A 24,806-nucleotide genomic window follows, 5' to 3' on the forward strand; every position below is an offset into this window, starting at 1 on the left:
CCCCTCAAACGCGCCCAACACCGCAACTGGCCACCACCCCAACCAGCCACCGTCACGATCACCAAGCGAGACACGAATTAAGTCACCGGCATTGGCCCTAGGCCGGCCGGTGCGCCCGGCCGAACTCCTCGGCGTCCCACCGGCCGCCCAGCTCCGGGGCCAGCGAGGCGAGCGCCAGGGCGGCGAAGTCCCCGGCGCCGGCGGCCCGTTCGGGCAGCGCGCCGAGCAGGGGCGCGCCCGCCGAGCGCGGCAGGTCGGCGAGGTTGCACCGGTCGGCGAGGCCGGGCGCGTCCGGCCAGGCGCCGATGACCACCCCGAGCAGGTCGAGGCCGCGGGCGGCCAGCGCCTCGGCCGAGAGGGCGACGATGTTGAGCGTGCCCAGACCGGCCGTGGCCACCAGCAGCACCGCCACCGGCAGGCCGCGGTCGCGGGTGGCCCGGGCCTGGTCGGCCAGGGTGCGGCCCTCGTCGTCGTAGCGGACCAGCAGGCCGCCCGCGCCCTCGACCAGGACGAGGTCGTGGCCCTCGGCGAGCTCCGCGACGGTGGCCGCCACCCGCTCGGGCGAGACGCGGGGCAGCCCGGCCCGGCGGGCCGCCGTGTCCGGGGCCAACGGCTCCGGGTAGCGGCCGAGTTCGCGGGTGGTCAGCCGGCCGGCCAGCCGGGCCACCTCCTCGGCGTCCCCGGGCTCGCCCGGGCCGACGCCGGTCTGCCCGGGCTTGAGCACCGCGACCCGCAGGCCCGCCTGGAGGGCGGCGGAGGCGACGGCGGCCGTGGCCACCGTCTTGCCGACCTCGGTGTTGGTGCCCGTGACGAACAGGATCCGGGCGCTCATCCGGCCACCGCCGCGGCCGTCACGGCGGCGCAGATCCGCGCCACGTCCTCGTCCCCCGTCACATAGGGCGGCATGGTGTAGATCAGGTCCCGGAAGGGGCGCAGCCAGACGCCCTCCCGCGCCGCCGCCTCGGTGGCCGCCGCCACGTCCACCGGGTGGTCCAGCTGTACGACGCCGATCGCCCCCCGCACCCGGACGTCCCGCACCCCGGGCGCGTCCGCCGCGCCCGCCAGGCCGTCCCGCAGGGCGACTTCGATCCGCTTCACCTCCAGCTGCCAGTCCTGCCCGAGCAGCAGGTCGATCGACGCGTTGGCGACGGCGGCGGCCAGCGGATTGCCCATGAACGTCGGGCCGTGCGCCAGCACCGGCATCTCGCCCCGGCTGATCCCGTCCGCGACCTCGCTCGTGCACAGGGCCGCGGCCATGGTCAGATAGCCGCCGGTCAGCGCCTTGCCCAGGCACATCACGTCCGGCGAGACGCCCGCGTGGTCGGCGGCGAACAGGGCGCCGCTGCGCCCGAACCCGGTGGCGATCTCGTCGAAGACGAGCAGCACGCCGTGGCGGTCGCAGAGTTCGCGGAGCATCCGCAGATAGGCCGGGGAGTGGAACCGCATCCCGCCGGCGCCCTGCACCACCGGTTCGACGATCACCGCGGCCAGCTCACCGGCGTGACGCTCCATCAGTTCGTCGAACCGGTCGGCGTATTCGGTGTCCAGCGGGGCGTCGAAGCCGGCCGGCGGCTGCGGCGCGAAGAGCTGGTCGGGCAGTACGCCGCCCCACAGGTGGTGCATGCCGCCCTGCGGGTCGCAGACCGACATCGGGTGGAAGGTGTCCCCGTGGTAGCCGCCGCGCCAGGTGAGCAGCCGCCGCTTCTCCGGGCGGCCGACGGACTGCCAGTACTGCAGGCACATCTTCATCGCGACCTCGACGGCCACCGACCCGGAGTCGGCCAGGAAGACGTGCCGCAGCGGCTCCGGCGTGATCTCCACCAGCCGGGCGGCCAGCCGGACGGCGGGCTCGTGGGTGAGCCCGCCGAACATCACATGGCTCATCCGGCCCAGCTGCTCGCGCACCGCCTCGTCCAGCACCGGGTGTCCGTAGCCGTGGATCGCCGCCCACCAGGACGACATCCCGTCGATCAGCTCGCGCCGGCCGCCCGCGACGGGCTCGGCGAGCCGCAGCCGGACGCCGGACGCGGACTCGACCACGTACGGGGTGGCGGTGCCTGGCATCGGCCCGTACGGGTGCCAGACGTGCGCCCGGTCGAGCGCGAGGAGGGTGTCCGCGGACAGCTGGGTCATGATGAGGGTTCCCCCGGATCGTCAGGCGTTGGGCGCGAGTTCGGTGCCGGCGCCGCGTCGGCGGACCCGGACGAGGCCGTTGCGCGGCTCGTCGTTCTGGTCCTCCTCGGCGGCGGGCTCGTCGCCGTGGCCGCCGCAGGGCCCGCAGCCGCCGCCGGTGCCGCAGGGGGAGACGGCGGCGCCGGGGGCGGTGCCGCAGGAGCCGGCCGGGGCCGTGACGTCCGCGCGGTGCCGGGGCAGGGTGGCCTCGCCGGCGCCCTCGACCTCGAAGCCCGCGTCCTTGATCATGTCGAGGTCGGCCTGCCCGGCCTGGCCCTCGCTGGTCAGGTAGTCGCCGAGGAAGATCGAGTTGGCGATGTGCAGGCCCAGCGGCTGCATCGAGCGCAGGTGCACCTCGCGCCCGCCGGCGATCCGGACCTCGACGTCCGGGCAGACGAAGCGGACCATCGCCAGGATGCGCAGGCAGCGCTGCGGGGTGAGGTTCCACTCCTTGGCCAGCGGGGTGCCCTCGAACGGGATCAGGAAGTTGACCGGCACCGAGTCCGAGCCCAGCTCGCGCAGCGCGAAGACCACGTCCACCAGGTCCGCGTCCGTCTCGCCCATGCCCGCGATCAGGCCGGAGCAGGCGGACAGGCCCGCGCCGTGCGCCTTCCGCACGGTGTCCACCCGGTCCGCGTAGGTGTGGGTGGTGGCGATGTCGCCGTAGGTGCCCTCGGAGGTGTTGAGGTTGTGGTTGTAGGCGTCGGCGCCGGCCGCCTTGAGCCGCTCGGCCTGGTTGTCGGAGAGCAGGCCCAGGCAGGCGCAGATCTCGACCGCCGGGTCGGCGCCCTTGATGGCGGCGATGGTGTCGGTGACCCGGTCGATGTCACGGTCCGTCGGGCCGCGGCCGCTGGCCACCAGGCAGACCCGCTTGGCGCCGCCGGAGACCCCGGCCCTGGCCGCGTCGGCGGCCTGGTCCGGCTTCAGCCAGGTGTACTTGAGGATCTCGGCCTTGGAGCCCAGACGCTGGGAACAGTACGAGCAGTCCTCCGGGCAGAGCCCGCTCTTCAGGTTCACCAGGTAGTTGAGCTTCACCCGGCGGCCGAACCACCGCCGGCGCACCCGGCCGGCGGCCGCGACCACGTCGAGCAGCTCGTCGTCGGTGGTGGCGAGGACGGCCAGGGCCTCTTCCCGGGTGGGGGTTTCGCCGCGCAGGCCCTTGGCGGTGAGGGTATCGAGCAGATCCATGGGCCTGATCCTGCCTGCTGGTCCGTGAGCGACGCCAGAGCAAACCCACCAGAAGATCCAGGGGAGGATGTGCGAGTTGTCACAGTGTCGCAGCTCACGGTAGTGGCGCTGGTCACGTCGGCGAGCCGCGGCCGGTGCGGCCCGTTACCCGTCGGTAGCGGACGATGATCGTCAACGACCGCCCCCGTGATCTGCGCCACCCGCGCACTGCTTAGAATCTGCGCCATGACCACGCAGGGGGAGCGCACCCCGTCATCGGGAGAGCAGGAAGAGCACGGATCCGGCACGCCGGCCGGAGCGTACCGGGGGAGAAGGATCAGTGCCCGCCGGGCCGTGGGCTGGATCGTCGTGGTCGGTGTGGTGGCGGCCGGCGGCTGGATCATCACCCGCCCGACGCCCGGCGACTTCATACCCGGCCTCGGCCCGTCCAGCAAGGACGCGAGCAAGACGCCGCGGGTGGTCGGCGCACCGCCGCCGCGCACCGTGACCGACCCCGAGGGCCTCAACGTCGACACCTACTTCCCCGCCCAGCGGCTGGTCGAGGTCGGCGCCTACAAGGGCAAGCGCTCCGGCGTCCGGCAGGGTGTCGACTGCGCCGAGGCGCTCCAGGACCGGACCCAGGACCCGCTGCGCGACAGCGGCTGCCAGGGCTATCTCACCGTCAGCTTCGTCGGCCAGGAGAAGGCGGTGCTCAGCAGCGTCACCGTGCTGCGCTTCCCCGACCAGGCCACCGCCACCAGGGCCACCGAGGCCCTGCGGGCCAAGCCGGGCGCGCTCGCCTTCATCCTGCAGGACGCCACCACCGCCCCCGCGCAGCCGGCCGGTACCGCCAAGCCCGGCTCGGAGCCCCGCGTCGAGGCCGTCGGGCACTACGTGACCGTCACCAGTTCGCGCCCCGGCGAGGGCCGCACCGCGACGGCCACCGCCTCCGGCGGCGCCACCCCGTCCGGTGCGGCGTCCACCGCCGCGGCCGGCTCGGAGCAGGCGCTGGAAGAGGCGACCCGGGCGATCTCCTACTCGGTGGGCCTGCCGTTCATCTGGATGTGACGGTGGCCGCGTCCTGGGGCCGTGATCCGGGCAGCGCCGATGAGCGGAGCCGATGAACAGGGCTGATGATCCGACAACAGCGGGGGCCCGCGCCTGTGCGCGAGCCCCCGCTTCCGTTCCGTCCTCCGGGCGTCAGCCGCCCAGCCGGTCCACGGCGGTGATCCGGACCACCGCCCGGCCCTCCTCGTCCGAGCCGTACAGGTCGACCTCGGCGCTGATGCCCCAGTCGTGGTCGTCCTCCGGGTCGTCGAAGATCTGCCGGACCCGCCAGGCGGAGTCCTCCTCCTCGATCAGCAGCATCTTCGGGCCACGCGCGTCCGGTCCGGTGCCGAGGTCGTCGTACTCCTCCCAGTACCCGTCCATGGCGTCCGCCCAGCGGTCCCCGTCCCAGCCGTTCTCGCCGTCCAGCTCGCCGAGCGCGTCGTAGTGCTCCAGCGCCGCCAGCTCCACCCGGCGGAACATCTCGTTGCGCACCAGCACCCGGAACGCCCGCGCGTTCGCCGTCACCGGCGCCGGCTTGTCGTCCAGGGTGACCTCCGCCGCCTGCGGCTCGGTCGGGTTGGCCAGCTGCTCCCACTCGTCCAGCAGGCTGGAGTCGACCTGGCGGACCAGCTCGCCGAGCCAGGCGATGACGTCCTTGAGGTCGTCCGTCTTGAGGTCGTCGGGGACGGTCTGCTCCAGCGCCTTGTACGCGCCGGCGAGGTAGCGCAGCACGATGCCCTCGGTACGGGCCAGCTCGTAGTGGCCGACGTAGTCGGTGAAGGTCATCGCCCGCTCGTACAGGTCGCGGACCACCGACTTCGGCTGGAGCTGGTGGTCGCCGATCCACGGGTGCGCCCGCCGGTACACCTCGTAGGCGTGGGTGAGCAGCTCCTCCAGCGGCTTCGGGTAGGTGATCTCCTGGAGGCGCTCCATCCGCTCCTCGTACTCGATGCCGTCGCGCTTCATCTCGCCGATGGCCTCGCCGCGCGCCTTGTTCTGCTGCGAGGCGAGGATCTGGCGCGGGTCGTCGAGGGTCGCCTCGACGACCGAGACGACGTCCATCGCGTACGAGGGCGAGGTCGGGTCGAGCAGTTCGAAGGCGGCCAGCGCGAAGGTGGAGAGCGGCTGGTTGAGCGCGAAGTTCTCCTGGAGGTCCAGGGTGAGGCGGACGATCCGGCCCTCGGCGTCCGGCTCCGGCAGCCGCTCGACCACGCCGCCCTCCAGCAGCGAGCGGTAGATGGCGATCGCGGTGCGGATGTGCCGGCGCTGGGCGGTGCGGTCCTCGTGGTTGTCGGTGAGCAGGTGGCGCATCGCCTCGAAGGCGTTGCCGGGCCGGCCGATCACCGACAGCAGCATCGCGTGGCTCACCTTGAAGCGGGAGACCAGCGGCTCGGGATCGGCGCCGATCAGCCGGTCGAAGGTCTCCTCGGTCCAGCCGACGAAGCCCTCGGGGGCCTTCTTCCGGACGACCTTGCGCTTCTTCTTGGGGTCGTCGCCCGCCTTGGCGATCGCCTTGTCGTTCTCGATCACGTGCTCCGGCGCCTGGGCGACCACCTGTCCGACGGTGTCGAACCCGGCCCGTCCGGCGCGGCCCGCGATCTGGTGGAACTCCCGGGCGCGCAGCATCCGGACCCGCACGCCGTCGTACTTGGAGAGCGCGGTGAACAGCACCGTGCGGATCGGCACGTTGACGCCCACACCGAGGGTGTCCGTTCCGCAGATCACCTTCAACAGGCCCGCCTGCGCGAGCCGTTCGACCAGCCGGCGGTACTTGGGCAGCATCCCCGCGTGGTGCACGCCGATGCCGTGGCGCACGAACCGGGACAGGTTGCGGCCGAACTTGGTGGTGAAGCGGAAGTTGCCGATGAGGGAGGCGATGGCGTCCTTCTCCGCCTTCGAGCACATGTTGATGCTCATCAGCGACTGCGCCCGGTCGACGGCCTCCTTCTGGGTGAAGTGCACGACGTAGACCGGGGCCTGACCGGTCTTCAGCAACTCCTCCAGGGTGTCGTGCAGGGTGGTGCGGCGGTACTCGTAGAACAGCGGGACGGGCCGGGTGACGGAGCGGACCACGGTGGTCGGCCGGCCGGTGCGGCGGGTCAGGTCCTCCTCGAAGCGGCGCACGTCACCGAGCGTCGCGGACATCAGCAGGAACTGCGCCTGCGGGAGTTCGAGGATCGGGATCTGCCAGGCCCAGCCGCGGTCCGGCTCGGCGTAGAAGTGGAACTCGTCCATGACCACCTGGCCGACGTCGGCCCGCCGCCCGTCGCGCAGCGCGATCTGCGCCAGCACCTCGGCCGTGCAGCAGATGATCGGCGCGGTCGGGTTCACGCTCGCGTCGCCGGTCATCATGCCGACCTGCTCGGTGCCGAAGATCTTGCACAGGTCGAAGAACTTCTCCGACACCAGCGCCTTGATCGGCGCCGTGTAGAAGGTCCGCTTGCCCTCGGCCAGCGCCGCGAAGTGCGCCCCGGCCGCGACCAGGCTCTTGCCCGACCCGGTCGGCGTCGCGAGGATCACGTTGTTCCCCGACACCAGCTCGATCAGCGCCTCCTCCTGGGCCGGGTACAGCGCGATCCCCCGCTCCTGCGCCCAGACGGCGAACGTCTCGTACAGCGCGTCGGGTGTGGCGGGCTTCGGCATCAGATCAAGGAGGGTCACCCCGCTATCTTGCCTGGTCGCCGTAGTCCCCGGCAAAGCCCGGGGCCGCTCACCGGGCGGGAACGGCGGGCGGGGCGTCCACCGGACCGAGGCCCTCGCGGCGCTCACCGGCGATCGCCCTCCGTACGGTCCGCCGGCCGACGGCGGCCAGGACCCCCCACCCGCGGACGGAACGGCCGGTCCGGCGTGTACCCCGGCGCACGTTGCCCGGCCCGTGGCGCGCGTGCCAGAGTGCCGCCATGGCTCACCGCACCGTGTCCGAACCGCACCTCGCCGCCCCCGCCGCCGTCTTCGACTGGCTCGACGAGGCGGCCGGCCTGCGCGCCGCGGCGGGCCTCACCCGCACCCTGCGCAGCCGGCCGGCCGAGGACCGGGTGCTCGACCTCGCGGGCAACGACTACCTCGGGCTGACCCGCCACCCGGCCGTCACCCGGGCCGCCGCCGACGCCGCCCTGCGCTGGGGCGGCGGCGCCACCGGCTCCCGGCTGGTCACCGGCACCACCGCCCTGCACACCGAACTCGAAACCGAGCTGGCCGAGTTCTGCGGGGCGGAGGCCGCGCTGGTGTTCTCCTCCGGCTACACCGCCAACCTCGCCGCGCTCACCGCGCTCACCGACCCCGACACCCTGATCGTCTCGGACGCCTACAACCACGCCTCGCTGATCGACGGCTGCCGACTCGCCCGCGGCGACGTCCACCGCGCCCCGCACAGCGACCCGGACGCCGTCCGCGCCGTCCTCGCCGGACGCGCCCGGCGGCGGGCCCTGGTGGTCACCGACTCCGTGTTCTCCGTGGACGGCAACGCCGCCCCGCTGCCCGAACTCTCCGCCGCCGCCCGCGCGCACGGCGCCGCGCTGCTGGTGGACGACGCACACGGGCTCGGCGTTCTCGGCCCCGGCGGCGCCGGGGCGCTGGCGGCCGCCGGCCTCGCGGGGGAGCCGGACACCGTCGCCACCGTCACCCTCTCCAAGTCGCTCGGCGCGCAGGGCGGCGCGGTGCTCGGCCCGCGCCGGGTGATCCGCCATCTCACCGAGACGGCCCGCACCTTCATCTTCGACACCGGCCTCGCCCCGGCCGCCGCCGGCGCCGCCCTCGGCGCGCTGCGCCTGCTGCGCGCCGAACCGCACCGGGCCGACCGCGCCCGCGAGGTCGCCCGCACGCTCGCCACCCGGCTCGCCGCCGCGGGCCTGCACGCCTCCACCCCGGACGCCGCCGTCGTGTCGGTCCGCGCCCCCGGCCCCGAGGCCGCCGTCACCTGGGCCGCCGACTGCCGCCGGGCCGGGCTCGCCGTCGGGTGCTTCCGCCCGCCCTCCGTCCCGGACGGCGTCTCCCGGCTGCGCCTCACCGCGCGGGGCGATCTGACGGACGCCCAGATCGCCGACGCGGTGCGGATCGTCGCGGCCACCGCACCCACCCAGTAGCCCGGCGCCCGCCGGCCCGGTCAGACCCCGGCCAGCTCCAGCAGGAACGCCGTCCCCGCGTCGCGCCGGCCCGCCGCCGCCCGCGGAGCGGCGATGAGCACGGCGGTGGCGCGGCACCAGGCGAGCACCCGCTCCGGGTCGGAGCCGGGGACGAGGGCGGTCAGGCCGGTGATCCGTTCCTCCAGGGCGGGCCGGTCGGTGACACCGTCGATCACCCAGTCCACCAGGTCGAAGTCCGGATCCCCGAGGGACGGCCGCGGGTCGATCGCCACCGGGCCGGCCGGGCCGTCCAGGACGTTGCCCGGGTGCAGATCGCCGTGGACCAGCGCGAGCGGACCGCCCGCCGCCAGGTCCAGCGCGGACGCCCGCGCCCGGGCCGGCACCGCGCCCGGGGCCCGCCGCCCGGTGAGGTCGAACAGGAAGTCCACCCGCCCGGCCAACGGCGACAGCACCGACCCGCCCGCCGGTCCCGCCACGGGAACCGACCGCAGCGCGGCCAGCAGCGGCGCGACCTCCGCCGGCCGCCAGGTGCGCTCCCGCAGCGTCGAACCCGGCCTGACGTCCGCCAGCAGCAGCGCGCTCGACGCCGCGTCGTACTCCAGCAGCCGCACCACCGAGGGCAGCCCCGCCCACGCCCGCAGCGCGGCGGCCTCCTGCGCGGCCACCGAGGGGTCGGGGGTGAGCTTCAGCCAGACGGTGTCCCCGGCCGCCCGCGCGCAGCGGAAGACCCGGGCCGTCCCGCCCCCGTCGGCCGCCCGGACCGTCAGGCCCCAGCGCCGGGCCAGCCCGTCCACCAGCGCCGGCAGCGCCTCGCACCACGCCTCGGCGGACGGCCCGAACCGGACCGCCAGCCGGGCCCGCACCCCGTCCGGGACCACGGACAACCGCTCCGCGCTCACGGGCGCCCCGCCACCAGCAGCGTCTCCGCGCCGACCGGGCGGTAGCCGGCCGTCTGGAACGCCCGGACGCTCGCCGCGTTGCCGGGCGCCTGCTGTGCCCAGATCCACTCGCCCTCCGGCAGCAGGTGCCGGGCGCTCAGCGCCAGCGCCCGCCCGAGACCCCGGCCGCGCGCCCGCGGCCCGACCTCGATCGCGCCCTCCCACCGCCCGGCCACCCCGCGCCCCAGGACCAGCACCCCGCCGTCCACCGTGAACACCCGCACGTCCTCCCGGTAGCGCAGGGCGCGCACCACCCTGGGGTGCTCCCGGTCCGTGACCGGCTCCAGCGGCAGCGGCGGCACACCGGGCAGCCGGCCCGCCACCGTCAGCAGGTCGATGCTGCCCGCCACCCGGCCGGTGCGCTCGGTGAACGCCGTCAGAAAGGGCGGACAGAGCGGGGCGGCCAGCGGATCGCCCGGCACGGCGGCGAGCACGCCCCGCACCCAGGCCGGGTCCTCGTCGGTGAACACCACCGCATGGGCGGAGAACGACAGCACCCCGGCCTCGCGCGGCGACGGCTGCGGCACCACCGTCACCCCGCCGTCCGGCGGCGGGAACGCCCCCTTCGCCGCGTCGGCCAGGATCTCCCGCAGCCCGCGCCCGCCCATTCCCGCACCCCTCCGCCACCACCGGCCCCCGAAGGGCGTCAGCCTACGTGATCACCGCCGGGCCGGCGCCGGGCTCACCGCTTCCTGGCCCGGCTCGGCTGCACCCGGGGCGGCTCCCCGGCCGCCTTGGGGTGGTCCGGCGGATACGGCAGCTCGCCGAGGCCGTCGTCCCGCAGCTGCCGCTCGTACAGCTCCAGCAGCGCGTCCAGCCGGTACGCCTCGCCGTCCATCCCGGCCTGCGGATCGCCGACCTCGGCGAACCGGGCGGGCACCGTCCGCAGGTCGAAGTCCTCCGGTACGGCGTCGTCCAGCTCCTCCCAGCGCAACGGCGTGGAGGCCGTCGCACGCGGCCGGGCGCGCAGCGAGTACGCGGACGCGATGGTCCGGTCCCGGGCCATCTGGTTGTAGTCCACGAAGATCCGCTCGCCGCGCTCCTCCTTCCACCACGCGGTGGTCACCCGCCCCGGCATCCGCTGCTCCAGCATCCGGCCGAGCGCGATCACCGCGTGCCGGCCGTCGGTGAACGTCCACCGCGGCTCCAGCGGCACGTACACGTGCAGGCCGCGGCCGCCGGACGTCTTCGGCCAGCCGCGCAGCCCGTACTCCTCCAGCAGCGCGCGCAGCTCGTGCGCGGCCCGGACGGCGTCGCGGAAGTCGGTGCCGGGCTGCGGGTCGAGGTCGATCCGCAGCTCGTCCGGGTGGTCGGTGTCGGAGCGCCGCACCGGCCAGGGGTGGAAGGTGAGACAGCCCAGGTTGGCCGCCCAGAGGACGGCGGCCGGCTCGGTCGGGCAGATCTCGTCGGCCGACCGCCCGCTCGGGAAGCTGATCCGGGCCGTCGGCAGCCACTCGGGCAGGCTCTTGGGCGCGCGCTTCTGGTAGAAGAACTCGCCCTCCACACCGTCCGGGAACCGCTGCAGCGTGGTCGGCCGGTCGCGCAGCCCGCGCAGCACGCCGTCGGCGACCGCCAGGTAGTACTCCGCGACGTCCAGCTTGGTGAACCCGCGCTCCGGGTAGTACACCTTGTCCGGGTTCGACAGCCGGACGCTGCGCCCGGCGACATCCAGTTCCACGGCTGAGCCCATGCCTCTCACGCTAGGCGGGGTCCGCCCGACGCGCGCCCGGTGGCCGTGCGCGCGAGGATCGGAGCCATGGACCTGCCCGTGATGCCGCCGGTGGCGCCGATGCTCGCCAAGTCCGTGGCCGAGATCCCGCCGGGGATGCAGTACGAGGCCAAATGGGACGGCTTCCGCACCGTCGTGTTCCGCGACGGCGACGAGGTGGAGCTCGGCAGCCGTACCGGAAAGCCGCTGACCAGGTACTTTCCCGAACTGGTGGAGGCGCTGCGGCGGGAGCTGCCGCCGCGCTGCGTGCTGGACGGCGAGGTGGTGATCGCCCGGGAGGGGCGGTTGCGGTTCGAGGAGCTGCTGGAGCGCATCCACCCGGCGGCGAGCCGGGTGCGGCTGCTGGCCGAGCGGACGCCGGCCTCCTTCGTCGCCTTCGACCTGCTCGCGCTCGGTGATGCCGCGCTGCTGGACGAGCCGTTGTCGCGGCGGCGTCCGGCGCTGGAGGCGGCGCTGGCCGGCGCCACCGACCCGGTGTTCACCGCGCCCGCCTCCCTGGACCGCGAGGTGGCGCGGACCTGGTTCGCGCAGTACGAGGGGGCCGGGCTGGACGGGGTGGTGGCCAAGCCGCTGGACCAGCCGTACCGGCCGGGGGCGCGGACCATGTTCAAGATCAAGCACGAGCGCACCGCCGACTGCGTGGTGGCCGGTTACCGAGAGCACAAGAGCGGCCCGGTGGTCGGCTCGCTGCTGCTCGGCATCAACGACGCGCAGGGGCGCCTGCAGCACGTCGGCGTCTGTGCGGCGTTCCCGATGGCGCGCCGCCGGGAGCTGGCCGAGGAGCTGGCACCGCTGCGGATGACCGATGTCTCCGCCCACCCCTGGGGAGCCTGGGCGGAGGAGGCGGCGCACGCCGGCGCCCGGCTGCCGGGTGCGCAGAGCCGCTGGACCGGCGGCAAGGACCTCTCCTGGGTGGCGCTGCGGCCCGAGCGGGTGGTCGAGGTGGCGTACGACCACATGGAGGGGGCACGTTTCCGGCATACCGCGCAGTTCCGCCGATGGCGCCCGGACCGGCGGCCGGAGAGCTGCACCTACGAGCAGCTGGAGGAGCCGGTTTCCTACGATCTCGCCCAGGTGCTGAGGAGTTGACGGCTTGTCAGTGAAGCTGCCCGTTCGGGTGGCCCGAACGGGCATCCCCGCAGGCTGGGCGCGTACATGACGGCCTGCGGCGGGTGCGTGGACAACCCTTGACGGGGCATGGGGTCTATGCGAATCTCTCGGCAGGTCTGGGCCATTGGTCTTTCACGGGGGGAAGACCGGATCCGTTTCGGCGCATCAGGGGGGTGATCCTGGGATGCCGGGCGGGCCGGGCCGCAGCGGCCTGTCGGCCGGTCCCGGGGGCGGGCCGGACACCACCCGGCGGCCGTGCCGTCAACAAGCCCGGGGTCGCCATCGTTGTCGCCGTCCGGGTGCGCGCCCCGCACCGTTCTCCGACTGTCGAAGCGAGCCGCAGATGCCTGAACTCCTCCCCGCGTCCGACCCTGTCGCTCCGGCACCGCCCGTATCGCCCGCTGTGCCGGCTTCGCCCGCCCAGCAGGGGATCTGGCTGACCGAGCGGCTGGGCCTCGCCCGCGAGGCGTTCCACATGCCCGTCCGGATCTCCTTCGACCGGATCGACGCCGAGGCGCTCGCCCGCGCGGTCGACGCCGTGACGCGACGTCACCGGACGCTTTCGGCCCGGCTGGTGGAGCGCGATGGACAGGTCGTGCTCGAACCGGCCGACCGGGAAGCCCGGTTGGAGCTGGTGGACGCCTCCGCGGACGCCATCGGCGGCCTGGAGAAGCGCCTGGCCGAGGAGACCGCCCGCCCCTTCGACCTGGAGACCGGCCCGCTCGCGCGGTTCACCCTCTACCACGGGCCCGGCGGGGCCGCCGAGTTGCTGGTCGCCGCCCACCACGCGGTCTTCGACGGCAACTCCAAGGACATCCTGGTCGCCGACCTCGCGACCGCCTACGGCGAGGCCCTGTCCGGCGCCACCCCCACCCTCCCCGGCCCACCGGCACCAGCACTGATACCGGCACCGGCCGCACCGGACCTCGTCCGGCGCGCCGCCGACCGGTACGGCCCGCGCTGGGCCGCCGCCACCGAACCCGTGCTCCCCGGAGCCCCGCGCGCGACCACCGCCGCCGGGCCGGGCGAGGCCGTCGGCCACCGGCTGGACGCCGCCGGGCGCGCGGCCCTGGACGCGGCCGCCCGGGAAACCGGCGTCACCGTCTTCGAGTTCGTCCTCGCCGCCCTGCACGCCCTGCTGCGCCGGTACGGCGGCGAGGCCGTGCCGGTCTCCGTCCCGCTCTCCACCCGCACCCCCGAACAGGCCGGTGAGCTGGGGCCGTTCGTCAACGAGCTGCCCGTGCACGCCCCGACCGGCCTGCCCGCCGAAGCACCCTTCGCCGACCACGCCCGGGCCGTCCGCGCCGAACTGCGCGGCGGCTACCCCTTCCGCACCGTGCCGTTCGGCACGGCCGTAGGCGGGCTCACCCCCCGGATCGGCCTGGCCCCCGTCTCCCTCGGCTACCGGAGAAGGACCGACCGGGAGCCCCGGTTCGCCGGCACCGACGCGCGGACCGACTGGGCCGTGTACAACCGCACCGCCCGCAACACCCTGCACCTCCAGGCCGTCGAAACCACCGACGGCATCGACTTCTCCCTCCAGTACGACCCGTCGGTGCTCGCCCCCGAGACCGCTCAGCGCATCACCGGCCACTACACCACCCTGCTGGCCGCCGCCGTCGCCGACCCGGACACCGCGGTCGACGCGCTGCCGCTGCTGGACGCCGCCGAGCACCACCTGGTCACCGAGGCCTGGAACGACACCGCCCGGGCCTACCCGGCCGACCGCACCGCCCTCGACCTGGTACGCGCCCAGGCCGCCGCCACCCCGGAGGCCGTCGCCGTCACCGCCGGCGGGACCCACCTCACCTACCGCCGGCTGATCGCCCGCGCCGACGACCTGGCGCAGGCGCTGACCGCCGCCGGGATCCGGCCCGGCGACCTGGTCGGCCTGCACCTCGACCGCACCGCCGACCTGCCGGCCGCGCTGCTCGCCGTCCACGCCGCGGGCGCCGCCTACCTGCCGCTCGACCCCGGCTACCCCGCCGAGCGGCTGGCGTTCGTCCTCGCCGACTCCGGCGCCGCCCTGCTGCTCACCGACGGCGAGCCCGCACCCGAGGTGGCCGCCGCCGCCCCGGCCGTGCTGCGCCTCGCGGACGCCCGGGGCGGCGGCGAGGCCGTACGCACCGAGCCGGGGAACGTCGCCTATGTGCTGTACACCTCGGGGTCGACGGGGCGGCCGAAGGGGGTGGCGGTGGGGCACCGGGCGTTGGTGAACCTGCTGACGTCGTTCGCGGACCGGCTGGGGTCGGGGGCGGGGGACGTGTGGCTGGGTCTGACGTCGTTGTCGTTCGACATCTCGGGTCTGGAGCTGTGGCTTCCGCTGGTGACGGGCGGCCGGCTGGTGGTGGCGGCCGGGGGTCTGGCGGTGGACGGTGCGGGGCTGCGGGCGCTGGTGGCCGGGGAGGGGGTGACGCATGTGCAGGCGACGCCGTCGGGCTGGCGGGTGCTGCTGGCGGGCGGGCCGGTGCCGGGGGGTGTGACGGCCCTGGTGGGCGGCGAGGCGCTGCCGTTGCCGCTGGCGCGGGAGCTGCGGGCGGCCGTGGGCCGGTTGTTCAATGTGTACGGGCCGACCGAGACGACGGTGTGGTCGACGTGCGCGGAGGTCGCGGCGGAGCCGGAATCGGTGGGGATCGGGCGGCCGATCGCCAACACCCGGGCGTATGTGCTGGACGGGCGGCGCCGCCCGGTGCCGGTGGGCGTGGCGGGTGAGCTGTATCTGGGCGGTGACGGCGTCGCGGAGGGCTATCTCGGGCGCCCGGAGCTGACCGCGGAGCGCTTCGTGACGGATCCGTTCGGCGGGCCGGGGGACCGGCTGTACCGGACGGGCGACCTGGCGACCTGGACGGCCGGGGGTGAACTCGCCTTCCTGGGGCGGATCGACGACCAGGTGAAGATCCGCGGCCACCGGATCGAACTCGGCGAGATCGAGGCGGCGCTGCTGGAACACCCGGCCGTCGCCGAGGCCGCCACCGCCGTGCACGAGGAGAACCCCGGCGAGCCCTTCCTCGCCGGCTACCTCGTCCCCGCCCCCGGCACCGCCGCGCCGGCCCCCGCCGAACTGCGCGAGCACCTGCTCCGCACCCTGCCCGGCTACATGATCCCGCAGCGCTTCCTGACCCTCGAACGGCTGCCCCTCACCCCCAACGGCAAGCTCGACCGCCGCGCCCTGCCCGTCCCGCCCCGCGAGACACCGGCCGCCACCGACCCCGGGCAGGCCCCGGGCGACGCCCTCGACGAGGTGACCGCGACCGTCCTGCGGATCTGGTCCGAGGTGCTGGACCTGCCCGACCTCGGCCCGGACGAGGACCTGTTCGACCTCGGCGGCCACTCACTGACGATCATCCAGATCAGCGCCCGGATCCGCGCCGCGCTCGGCGTGGAGCTCGCCTTCGACGTCTTCTTCGACGTCCCGACCCCGGCCGGCATCGCCGCCGCCGTCCGCGAGCACCTCTGATCCCGGGGCGGCCCGGGTGGGCGACGGCCGGCCCCGCGGCCCGCCGTCGCCCACCCGGGCGCCCGCCCCTGCCCGACGCACGTTCCGCCCGCCTCACACGGTCCGCTTCCCCGCCGTGCGCCCGAATGGAATACCGATGACCGATACCCAGGACCTGCCTGCCGACTGGTCCGCGACCAAGCGCGCCCTGCTCGCCCAGCGCCTGCGCGGTTCCGCCGCGCCCGCCAGAGCGGTCGACCCCCGGCCCGCCGGGACGGTTCCGCCGCTCTCCAGCGGCCAGGAACGGCTCTGGTTCATGGAGCAGTTCGCGCCCGGCAGCACGGCGTACGCGCTGGCGCCGGCCCGGCGGCTGCGCGGCCCCCTCGACCGGGCCGCGCTGGACGCGGCGCTGACCGGGCTGGTGGCCCGGCACGAGGGCCTGCGGATGGCCTTCCCGACCACCGAGGACGGCACCGCCGAGGTGCGCATCGCCGACCCCGCGCCCTTCCCCGCCCGCTTCCTGGACGCCTCCGCCGACCCGGCCCCCGAACGGCGCGCGGCCGACGAGATCGGTGCCCTGGTCACCGAACCCTTCGACCTCGCCGCCGGGCCGCTGCTGCGCGTCCTGCTGGTGCGGATCGCCGAGGAGGACCACGTCCTCGCCCTGGTGATGCACCACATCATCTGCGACGGCTGGTCGATCGACATCCTGAACCGCGAGATCGACGCCCTGTACGCCCAGCACGCGCACGGCACCCTGGCGGAACTCCCCGCCCTCGACGTCCAGTTCGGTGACTACGCCCGCTGGCAGCGGGACCGGCTGGAGAACGGCCCGCTCGCCGCCTCCCGGGACTACTGGCGGGCCGAACTCGACGGCGTCCCCGCGCTGGAACTGCCCACCGACCGGCCCCGCCCGCCGCTGCTCACCTTCGACGGCGCCGCGCTGGAGTTCCACTGGGGCGAGGAACTGGCCAACGGCGTCCGGGAGTTGTCGCGCGCGTACGGGGCCTCCCCGTACATGGTGCTGATGGCCGCGCTCCAGGTCCTGCTCGGCAGACACTCCGGCCAGCGGGACTTCGCGATCGGCTCGGCCGTGGCCGGCCGGCTCCACCGCGAACTGGAAGGCGTGGTCGGGGCCTTCGTCAACATGCTGCCGATCCGGGCCCGGCTGGACGAGGAGCTGGGCTTCGGACGGCTGGTCGGCCGGGTGCGCGAGACGACGCTGAACGCGTACGCCCACCAGGAGGTGCCGTTCGAGCAGATGGTGGCGGACCTGGAGGTCGAGCGGGACGTCAGCCGCTCGGCGGTCTTCCAGGTGACGTTCGCGTTCCAGAACTACGGCGACCGCGCGGCCGCAGGCGCAGCCCCGGCGCTCGACTCCGAGGGCTTCGGGTACGAGGCCACCACCACCCACGGCGACCTCGCCCTCTACATGCGGGAGAAGAAGGACGGCGGGCTCTACGGCCTCCTCACCTACCGGACCGACCTCTTCGACGACGTCACCGTCCAGCGGCTCGCCGAGCGCTTCGAGCTGCTGGTCACCGCCGCCGTCGCCGACCCCGACCTGCCGGTCTCCCGGCTCCCGCTGCTGACGGCGGGGGAGCGGCGGGACGTGCTGGAGCGGTGGGCCGTCGGCCCGGAGCTGCCGGAGGGCGGTCCGGCGACGCTGACGGCCCTGCTGGCCGGGACGGCGGCGCGGACACCGGCGGCGCCGGCCCTGGTCTTCGAGGACCGGGTGGTGACGTACGGGGAGCTGGAGGCCAGGGCCAACGGGCTGGCCCGGCGGCTGCGGTCGCTGGGGGTGGGCCGGGACGACCGGGTGGCGGTCTGCCTGGAGCAGTCGCCGGAGCTGGCGGTGGCGCTGGTCGCGGTGCTGAAGGCCGGTGGCGGCTATCTGCCCCTGGACCCGGAGCAGCCGCCGGCCCGGCTGGCGCACCTGGTGGCGGACGCGGGTGTGTGGGTGCTGGTCACGGACTCGGTGTTGCGTGAGCGCTTCGGCGACCACTCCGGTGCCCAGGTGCTGACCGACGTCGACGACCTCACCGGCGACGACGGGCCGCTGGCGGAGGTCTCGGGGCCGGACGACCTGGCGTACGTGATCTACACCTCGGGCTCGACCGGGACGCCCAAGGGCGTGGCGGTGCAGCACCGGCAGATCCTGAACTACCTGGCGGGTGTGCGGGAGCGGTTGCGGGTCGAGCCGGACGCCTCCTACGGACTGCTGCAGTCCCTGTCGTTCGACTTCAGCATCACGATGCTCTACCTGGCGCTGTCCACCGGAGGACGGGTGCATCTGCTGCCGCGCCGGATCGCCGGGGTCGAACTCGCCGACGCCGTCGAGACGCTGGGGATCGACTATCTCAAGATGACGCCCTCGCACCTGGCGGCGCTGACGGCGGACGTGCCGGTGGAGCGGCTGCTGCCGCGCCGGGCGCTGGTGCTGGGCGGGGAGGCGTCGTCCTGGGCGTGGGCCGCGGAACTGGCGCAGCCCGGCCGGTGCGCGGTGTTCAACCACTACGGTCCGACCGAGGCGACGGTCGGGATCACCGTGCACGAGGTGGTGGCCGGCGCGGCGGCCGGGCACGGGAGCACGCCGATCGGCACGCCGCTCGCCGGCGCCCGCTGCTACGTCCTCGACCAGGCGCTCCAGCCGGTGCCGCCGGGGGTGACCGGGGAGCTGTTCCTGGGCGGTGACCGGCTGGCGCGCGGGTATCTGGGCCGCCCGGAGCTGACCGGGGAGCGCTTCGTCGACGACCCGTTCGGCCCGCCCGGCGGGCGGATGTACCGCACCGGCGACCTGGCGCGCTGGCGCGCGGACGGCGCGCTGGACTACCTGGGCCGCAGCGACGACCAGATCAAGGTGCGCGGCTACCGGGTCGAGCCCGGGGAGATCGAGGCGGCGCTGACCGAACTGCCCGGCGTCACCCAGGCCGTCGTCCTGGCCCGCGGTGAGGGCGTCAAGCAGAACCTGGTCGCCTACCTGGAACGGCCCGGCGACCCCGAGCCGCTGGTGCCCGCCGAACTGCGGGCCCGCCTGCTGGACGTGCTGCCGGACTACATGGTCCCGGCCCGGTACGTGTCGCTGGAGGGCTTCCCGCTCCAGGCGCACGGCAAGGTGGACCGCAAGGCGCTGCCCGAACCCGAGGACGGCCCGGTGAGCGGCGCGTTCGTCGAGCCGGACGGCGAGGCCGAGACGCTGATCGCCGCCATGTGGGCCGACCTGCTGGACGTGGAACGGGTCGGCGCGCTGGACGACTTCTTCGAGCTGGGCGGCCACTCCCTGCTCGCCACCCAGGTGGTCGCGCGGCTGAGACGGGCGTTCCCGGAGCTGCCGACACCGGTCGGCGTGATGGACCTCTTCAAGTACCCGACGGTCCGTCGGCTCGCCGCACTGGTGAGCGATCCGCAGGCCGACCGCGGCCCGCGCCGGCTCCTGCACCGCCTCACCCCGGAGCGCCGCCGCACGGCGGGCAGCGTCGTCTGCGCACCGTACGGCGGTGGCAGCGCGCTGATCTACAAGCCGCTGGCGGACGCGCTGCCCGAGGACTGGGCGCTGCACTCGATCGCCGTGCCCGGCCACGAACTGGGCGAGGAGGCGATGGACACCGACGAGGTCGCCGCCCTCTGCGCGCAGGAGATCATCGAGAACGTCGAGGGCAGGGTCGTCCTCTACGGCCACTGCGGCGTCGGCGTGCGGCTGGCGGTGGAGATCGCGCGCCAGGTGGAGGCGGCCGGGCGCGAGATCGAGGCCGTCCACCTGGGCGGGATCTTCCCCTTCGCCCGCCCCCAGGGGCGCGGCGCGGCCGTGGGCGAGTGGTTCGCGGAACTCGCCGACAAGTGGCGCAGCGACCAGGGCATGATCAACGCGCTGGCCGCCGCCGGTCTGGACACCGACGAGGTGGAGGCCGAGCAGCTGCGGCTGATCGTGCGCAACCGCCGGGTCGGGACCAAGGAGGCGGAACGGTACTTCACCCGCCTGTTCGAGAGCGAGGGCGGCACCATCAAGGCGCCCGTCATCGCCGTCTGCGGTGACCGCGACCCGGCGACCGACTTCTACCAGGAGCGGTTCCGCGAGTGGCACCGGATCACCGGCACCACCGCCGTGGTGGTGCTGGACGAGGCCGGGCACTTCTACCTCAAGTACCGCGCGGCCGAGCTGGCCGACATCATCACGACCGTCCACCGCTCCGTCGCCGCCGGCCTCGAGGACGCCCACCGCCGCGCCGACGACTCCACCTGGTGGCTGGCCGGCGTCTCGCGGGACGCCGAGGCCCCGGCGCCCGGGACCGAGACCGGGACCGAGGCCAGGACCGGGACCGAGGCCGAACCGAAGGCCGCGCCGATCCGCCCGACCATGCGGCGCTTCCTCACCGTCGCCTCCGGGCAGCAGGTGTCGATGATCGGCTCGGCGCTCACCGAGTTCGCCCTGCCGATCTGGATCTACCTCAAGACCGGCTCCCTCGCCCAGTTCGGACTGCTGGCCGCCTTCGGCCTGGTCCCCGGCATCCTCGCCGCGCCGATCGCGGGCGCCATCGTGGACCGGGGCGACCGCCGCCGGATCATGCTCTACGGCGACATCGCGGCCGGCGCCACCCAGGCGGTGATGCTCGCGCTCTACCTCTCCGGAGGCCTGGAGGTCTGGCACTCCTACGTCCTGATCGGCGTGCTCTCCACCGCGCTGACCTTCCAACGCCTCGCCTGGGGTTCGGCGGTGCCGCAACTCGTCCCCAAGCGCTTCCTCGGCCGGGCCAACGGCGTGGTCCAGATGGCGTTCGGCTTCGCCCAGTTCCTCGTCCCGCTGTTCGCCGTCGGCCTGCTCTCCGCGATCGGCCTCGGCGGCATCCTCACCCTCGACGTGACCAGCTATGTCGTCGCCACCGGCATCACCCTCGCGGTCCGCTTCCCGGACGTGATGGCCTTCAGCCGGCGGGAGAGCGTGGGCGCCGAGATCCGGGCCGGCTTCCACCGGGCCCTCGGCAGCCGCCACTTCCGGGCGATGCTGTTCTTCTTCGCGGTGCTGAACATCTTCCTCTCGCCGCTGTTCCTGCTCACCACCCCGCTGGTGCTCTCCTTCGCCCCGCTCTCGGCGGCCGGCTGGGTCTCGACGGCGGCCGGCGCCGGCGCCGTGCTCGGCGGCATCACCCTGCTGGTCTGGGGCGGCCCGCGCCACCTGCGGCTGCGCGGCGTGCTCCTCTCCACCCTCGCGCTGGCCGCCGCCTGCCTGGTCACCGGCCTGCACCCGTCGATCCTGGTGGTCGCCCTCGGGGCGTTCGGCATGACGTACGGGCTGGCGCTGGTGAACGGCGTCTACGCGACGATCATCCAGACCAAGGTGCCGCTGCGCTTCCACGGTCGCGTGATCGCCGTCAACACCATGGTCGCCTGGTCCACCCTGCCGGTCGGGTTCGCGCTGGTGGCGCCGTTCGGGCCGAAGCTGCTCCAGCCGCTGATGGACGAGGACGGCGCGCTCGCCTCCACCGTCGGCCAGGTCATCGGTACCGGCGAGGGCCGCGGCATCGGCCTGCTCTACCTGGTGTTCGGCCTGGCCATGGCCGCCCTGGCGCTGATCTGCCTCTGCATCCCGGTGCTCGCCCGGTTCGACCAGGAGGTGCCGGACGCCGAGTCCGACGACCTGGTGGGCCTGGAGGCCGTCCAGGCCCGCGTCCGGCAGACCACCCGGCCCGCCGCCCAGTCCGCCGCCCGGTCCACTCTCCAGCCCACCGTCGAGCCCACCACCCAGCCCGTCGGCCGGTCCGCCGCCGAGCCCGTCGCCATGGCCGCCGCCACCGTCGCGGCCGTGCACCACCCCGAGAACGAGGTCGCCCGATGACCGGCCCTGACCGCAACGGCGCCGACCGCGCGCCGAGCCCCGTCGCCACCCACCCGCTGACGGACGAGCAGCGCCGGCTCTGGTTCCTCCAGCAACTCCACCCGGACGACGCCGGGTTCAACATGTACCTCAACCGGCGCTGGACCGGCCCGATCGACCCGGCCGCCCTGCGTACCGCGCTCCACCGGCTGACCACCCGGCACGAGATCCTGCGTACCCGCTTCGCGCTCGACGGCGAGGAGCCCGCCCAACTCGTCCAGCCCCCGGCCGAGATCGACCTCGTCCGGGTCGAACTCCCGGACGGCGCCACCGAGCAGGACTTCACCGAGGCCTGCCGCCCGTTCGTCAACGCGCCGTTCGACCTCGCCGCCCGGCCGCCGCTGCGGGCCGCGCTGATCAGCGCCGGAGAGCGGCAGCACGCCCTCTGCGTGGTCCTGCACCACATCGTCTCCGACGGCTGGTCCTTCCGCACCATGTGGCGCGAGCTGCTCGCCCTCTACCGCGAGGCGATCGGCGAGGCGCCCGCCGGCCTGCCGCCACTCGACCTCCAGTACGGCGACTTCGCCCGCGCCGAACGGGCCCGGGCGGACGGCGGGGCCGCCGAGGAGGCGTTCCGCTACTGGACCGAGCGGCTGGCCGGCACCGGCACCCTGCGGATGCCGCTCGACCACCCCAGGCCCGCCGAACCGGCCCACCCGGCCGGGTTCCTCACCGTGGACCTCGACCCCGCGCTCACCGCCGGACTCGACCGGCTGGCCCGCGAACAGCGCTGCACCCCGTTCATGGTGCTGCTCGCCGCCTACCAGAGCGTGCTGGCCCGCTGGACCGGCAGCCACGACTTCGTCGTCGGCACCCCGCTGGCCGGCCGCAACGAGACCGCGTACGAGCCGCTGCTCGGCTACTTCAGCAGGACCGCGGTGATCCGCGCCGATCTCACCGGCGAGCCGGACTTCCGGACCGTCCTGCGCCGCGCCCGCTCCGCCACGCTCGCCGCGCTCGGCCACCAGGACGTGCCCGTCGAGCGGGTCGCGGCCCACCTCGGCCTGCCCGCCGAGGCCGGCGCCGGGCCGCTCTACCAGGCCGTCTTCGTCCACCAGAGCCAGTACGAACTGGCCGACGGCAGCGGCGAGCCGTCGCTGCCCGCCGGCGTCCGCACGGCGAGCATGGACTCGGGCTTCGAGCAGGCCAAGACCGATCTGCTGCTGGACAGCTGGCGCACCGCCGACGGCGGGATGGCGCTCTCCTTCTGCTTCGACCGGGAGGTCTTCGAACGCGCCACCGTCGAGGCGCTCGGCCGGCGCTGCCGCACCCTGTTGTCGCGGGTCGTCGGCGATCCGGAACTCCCGCTGCACGGCGACTGGCTGATCGGTCCGGAGGAGCGTGCCACCCTGCTCGCCCTCGGCACCGGGCCCACCGTACCGGCGGCGCCCGAGGCACCCGACGCGGCCCGGCCGGTGCTGACGCGGTTCGCCGAGCAGGTCGTGGCCCGGCCCTCGGCGCCCGCCCTGGAGTGCGAGGGAGAGCACCTCACGTACGCCGAACTCGACCACCGCTCCACCGTGCTGGCCGGCCTGCTCGGACCGGTGGCCGGCCGGGCGGTGGCGGTCCGGATGGCGCCCTCCTTCGACCTGGTCACCGCGCTGCTGGCGATCTGGAAGGCCGGCGCCGGCTACCTCCCGCTCGACCCCGCCCACCCCGAGGAGCGGCAGCGCCTGATGCTCCACGAGGCCGACGCCGCCCTCCTCCTCACCACCGGCGGACCGCGGCCGGACCTGGGCGTGCCGACCCTCGCGCCGCCCGCCGACTGGACCGCCCACGGGACCGCCGGGCCGCCCGCGCCGTTCGCCCCGTCCGACCCGGCCGGCCTCGCCTACGTCCTCTACACCTCGGGCTCCACCGGCACCCCCAAGGGCGTCGCCGTCGAACACGCCGCGCTCGCCGCCCGCGTCGACTGGATGGCGGGCCCGGACGGCTACGCGCTCCAACCCGCCGACCGGATCGTCCAGTTCGCCTCCATCGGCTTCGACACCCACGCCGAGGAACTCTGGCCCGCCCTCTCCGCCGGCGCCTGCGTCGTGCTGCTCCCCGGCGGCGGCCGGACCCTGCCCGACCTGCTGCGCGGCCCCCAGGGCGCCTCCGTCACCGTGCTCGACCTGCCCACCGCCTACTGGCAGGAGCTGGTCTCGCTCGACGACCAGGCGCCCTGGCCGGCCGCCCTGCGCCTGCTGGTGCTCGGCGGCTCCGAGGCCCGCGCCGACACCGTCGCCCGCTGGCGCGACCGGCACGGCGACACCGTCCGGCTGGTCAACACCTACGGCCCCACCGAGGCCACCGTCATCGTCACCGCCGCCGAACTCGGCGCACCCGACGAGACCCGCCGGCCCCCGCTCGGCCGCCCGCTGCCCGGCGTCCGCCTCTACGTGCTCGACGAGCGCGGCGCCCTGCTCCCGGCCGGCTCCGAGGGCGAGCTGTACATCGCCGGCACCGGCCTCGCCCGCGGCTACCTGAACCGGCCCGAGCTGACCGCGGCCTCGTTCCCGCCGGACCGCTACGCCCCCGACCCGGCGCCCGGCGCCCGCATGTACCGCACCGGCGACCGGGCCCGCTGGCGGGCCGACGGGCAGCTGGAGTACCTCGGCCGCGCCGACGACCAGCTGAAGATCCGCGGCTACCGGATCGAACCCGCCGAGATCGAGGCCGCCCTGACCGCCCACCCGGCGGTCGCCCGCGCCGCCGTCGTGGTCCGCGACGGGCGCCGGCTGCTCGGCTACGCCGTCCCCCGCCCGGGTGCCGCGCTCCGGCCCGCCGAACTGCGCGAGCACCTCGCCCTGCGGCTGCCCGCCTACATGGTCCCCGACACCGTCGTCCCGCTCGACCGGCTGCCGCTGACCGCCAACGGCAAACTCGACACCACCGCACTGCCCGAGCCCGACCCGGCCGCCGGGACGGGCCGCGAGTACCTGGCACCGCGCACCGACGCCGAGCAACTGGTCACCGAGCTGTGGCAGGAGGTGCTCGGGGTGCCCAGGGTAGGCGTGCTGGACGACTTCTTCGAACTCGGCGGCGACTCGCTGCTGGTCACCCGGGTCGCCGCCCGCATCCGGGCCGGGGTCGGCCTGGACGTGCCGATCCGCGACGTCTTCGAGAGCCCCGTCGCGGCGGCCCTCGCCGCCCGGATCGAGGCCCTGCTGATCGCCGAGATCGACGCCCTCACCGAGGCCGAGGCGGCCGGCCGGCTCGCCGGGTAGCCGGCCCGGCGCCCGCGGCCCGGCGTACTGCGGCCCGGCCCCTC

The 24,806-nt window shown here is 74.9% G+C and carries 13 protein-coding genes; 6 read left to right on the plus strand and 7 right to left on the minus strand.

What is annotated here, in order from left to right; genetic code table 11:
• Nucleotides 1–97: 97 nt before the first annotated feature.
• The 3 genes from bioD to bioB are packed head-to-tail and all read right to left on the minus strand — an operon-like array spanning nucleotide 98 to nucleotide 3,360.
• Nucleotides 98–832 carry a dethiobiotin synthase gene (bioD, locus tag ACIQIB_RS33735; RefSeq protein ID WP_363611490.1) on the minus strand — a complete coding sequence of 245 codons (735 nt, stop codon included), beginning with the start codon at nucleotides 830–832 and terminating at the stop codon, nucleotides 98–100.
• A complete protein-coding gene (locus ACIQIB_RS33740) occupies nucleotides 829–2,133 on the minus strand; it encodes an adenosylmethionine--8-amino-7-oxononanoate transaminase (protein ID WP_363611492.1) in 1,305 nt (434 codons plus the stop codon). The genes bioD and ACIQIB_RS33740 overlap by 4 nt, the downstream gene beginning before the upstream one ends.
• A 21-nt stretch (nucleotides 2,134–2,154) precedes the next feature.
• The gene (bioB, locus tag ACIQIB_RS33745; protein WP_400656760.1) at nucleotides 2,155–3,360 is read right to left on the minus strand and encodes a biotin synthase BioB; all 1,206 of its coding nucleotides are present in this window, start codon (nucleotides 3,358–3,360) and stop codon (nucleotides 2,155–2,157) included.
• 225 nt (nucleotides 3,361–3,585) lie between these two features.
• Here bioB and ACIQIB_RS33750 point away from each other — a divergent pair, with 225 nt between their 5' ends.
• The gene (locus ACIQIB_RS33750; RefSeq protein WP_363611496.1) at nucleotides 3,586–4,407 is read left to right on the plus strand and encodes a hypothetical protein; all 822 of its coding nucleotides are present in this window, start codon (nucleotides 3,586–3,588) and stop codon (nucleotides 4,405–4,407) included.
• Between the two features lie 132 nt (nucleotides 4,408–4,539).
• Here the strand turns inward: ACIQIB_RS33750 and ACIQIB_RS33755 are convergent, their stop codons facing one another.
• Nucleotides 4,540–7,032, minus strand: coding sequence for a DEAD/DEAH box helicase (locus ACIQIB_RS33755; protein ID WP_400762733.1), 2,493 nt, complete (start codon nucleotides 7,030–7,032; stop codon nucleotides 4,540–4,542).
• A gap of 257 nt (nucleotides 7,033–7,289) precedes the next feature.
• Here ACIQIB_RS33755 and ACIQIB_RS33760 point away from each other — a divergent pair, with 257 nt between their 5' ends.
• Nucleotides 7,290–8,471, plus strand: a complete 1,182-nt coding sequence (locus ACIQIB_RS33760; RefSeq protein ID WP_400762689.1) for an 8-amino-7-oxononanoate synthase — start codon at nucleotides 7,290–7,292, stop codon at nucleotides 8,469–8,471.
• A 20-nt stretch (nucleotides 8,472–8,491) separates the two neighbouring features.
• Here ACIQIB_RS33760 and ACIQIB_RS33765 read toward each other — a convergent pair whose 3' ends face one another.
• From ACIQIB_RS33765 to ligD, 3 genes are all read right to left on the minus strand, one after another.
• Nucleotides 8,492–9,370 (minus strand): aminoglycoside phosphotransferase family protein, encoded by an 879-nt coding sequence (locus ACIQIB_RS33765; RefSeq protein ID WP_400762691.1) that lies wholly within the window; start codon nucleotides 9,368–9,370, stop codon nucleotides 8,492–8,494.
• On the minus strand, nucleotides 9,367–10,017 hold the full coding sequence (locus ACIQIB_RS33770) for a GNAT family N-acetyltransferase (protein WP_400762693.1): 651 nt from the start codon (nucleotides 10,015–10,017) through the stop codon (nucleotides 9,367–9,369). Before ACIQIB_RS33770 ends, ACIQIB_RS33765 begins: the two co-directional genes overlap by 4 nt.
• Nucleotides 10,018–10,091: 74 nt before the next feature.
• The gene (ligD, locus tag ACIQIB_RS33775; protein WP_400762694.1) at nucleotides 10,092–11,099 is read right to left on the minus strand and encodes a non-homologous end-joining DNA ligase; all 1,008 of its coding nucleotides are present in this window, start codon (nucleotides 11,097–11,099) and stop codon (nucleotides 10,092–10,094) included.
• A gap of 66 nt (nucleotides 11,100–11,165) precedes the next feature.
• On the opposite strand from ligD, the gene ACIQIB_RS33780 reads away from it, so the two are divergent.
• The 4 genes from ACIQIB_RS33780 (at nucleotide 11,166) to ACIQIB_RS33795 (ending at nucleotide 24,762) form a co-directional block, all read left to right on the plus strand.
• The gene (locus tag ACIQIB_RS33780) at nucleotides 11,166–12,227 is read left to right on the plus strand and encodes an ATP-dependent DNA ligase (protein ID WP_400762696.1); all 1,062 of its coding nucleotides are present in this window, start codon (nucleotides 11,166–11,168) and stop codon (nucleotides 12,225–12,227) included.
• A 424-nt stretch (nucleotides 12,228–12,651) separates the two neighbouring features.
• Nucleotides 12,652–15,705: an amino acid adenylation domain-containing protein gene (locus ACIQIB_RS33785; RefSeq protein WP_400762698.1), complete on the plus strand. Its 3,054-nt coding sequence runs from the start codon at nucleotides 12,652–12,654 to the stop codon at nucleotides 15,703–15,705.
• A gap of 136 nt (nucleotides 15,706–15,841) precedes the next feature.
• Complete coding sequence (locus tag ACIQIB_RS33790; protein WP_400762700.1) at nucleotides 15,842–21,514, plus strand: amino acid adenylation domain-containing protein; 5,673 nt, start codon at nucleotides 15,842–15,844, stop codon at nucleotides 21,512–21,514.
• The gene (locus tag ACIQIB_RS33795) at nucleotides 21,511–24,762 is read left to right on the plus strand and encodes an amino acid adenylation domain-containing protein (RefSeq protein ID WP_400762702.1); all 3,252 of its coding nucleotides are present in this window, start codon (nucleotides 21,511–21,513) and stop codon (nucleotides 24,760–24,762) included. Before ACIQIB_RS33790 ends, ACIQIB_RS33795 begins: the two co-directional genes overlap by 4 nt.
• Nucleotides 24,763–24,806 lie beyond the last annotated feature (44 nt).

Source organism: Kitasatospora sp. NPDC092286 (assembly GCF_044755565.1).
Lineage (GTDB): Bacteria > Actinomycetota > Actinomycetes > Streptomycetales > Streptomycetaceae > Kitasatospora.

Excerpts from the sequence above, each read along its gene's own strand:
- bioD (WP_363611490.1), bottom strand. The coding sequence starts at position 832 with ATGAGCGCCCGGATCCTGTTCGTCACGGGCACCAACACCGAGGTCGGC.
- ACIQIB_RS33740 (WP_363611492.1), bottom strand. The coding sequence starts at position 2,133 with ATGACCCAGCTGTCCGCGGACACCCTCCTCGCGCTCGACCGGGCGCAC.
- bioB (WP_400656760.1), bottom strand. The coding sequence starts at position 3,360 with ATGGATCTGCTCGATACCCTCACCGCCAAGGGCCTGCGCGGCGAAACC.
- ACIQIB_RS33750 (WP_363611496.1), top strand. The coding sequence starts at position 3,586 with ATGACCACGCAGGGGGAGCGCACCCCGTCATCGGGAGAGCAGGAAGAG.
- ACIQIB_RS33755 (WP_400762733.1), bottom strand. The coding sequence starts at position 7,032 with ATGCCGAAGCCCGCCACACCCGACGCGCTGTACGAGACGTTCGCCGTC.
- ACIQIB_RS33760 (WP_400762689.1), top strand. The coding sequence starts at position 7,290 with ATGGCTCACCGCACCGTGTCCGAACCGCACCTCGCCGCCCCCGCCGCC.
- ACIQIB_RS33770 (WP_400762693.1), bottom strand. The coding sequence starts at position 10,017 with ATGGGCGGGCGCGGGCTGCGGGAGATCCTGGCCGACGCGGCGAAGGGG.
- ligD (WP_400762694.1), bottom strand. The coding sequence starts at position 11,099 with ATGGGCTCAGCCGTGGAACTGGATGTCGCCGGGCGCAGCGTCCGGCTG.
- ACIQIB_RS33780 (WP_400762696.1), top strand. The coding sequence starts at position 11,166 with ATGGACCTGCCCGTGATGCCGCCGGTGGCGCCGATGCTCGCCAAGTCC.
- ACIQIB_RS33790 (WP_400762700.1), top strand. The coding sequence starts at position 15,842 with ATGACCGATACCCAGGACCTGCCTGCCGACTGGTCCGCGACCAAGCGC.
- ACIQIB_RS33795 (WP_400762702.1), top strand. The coding sequence starts at position 21,511 with ATGACCGGCCCTGACCGCAACGGCGCCGACCGCGCGCCGAGCCCCGTC.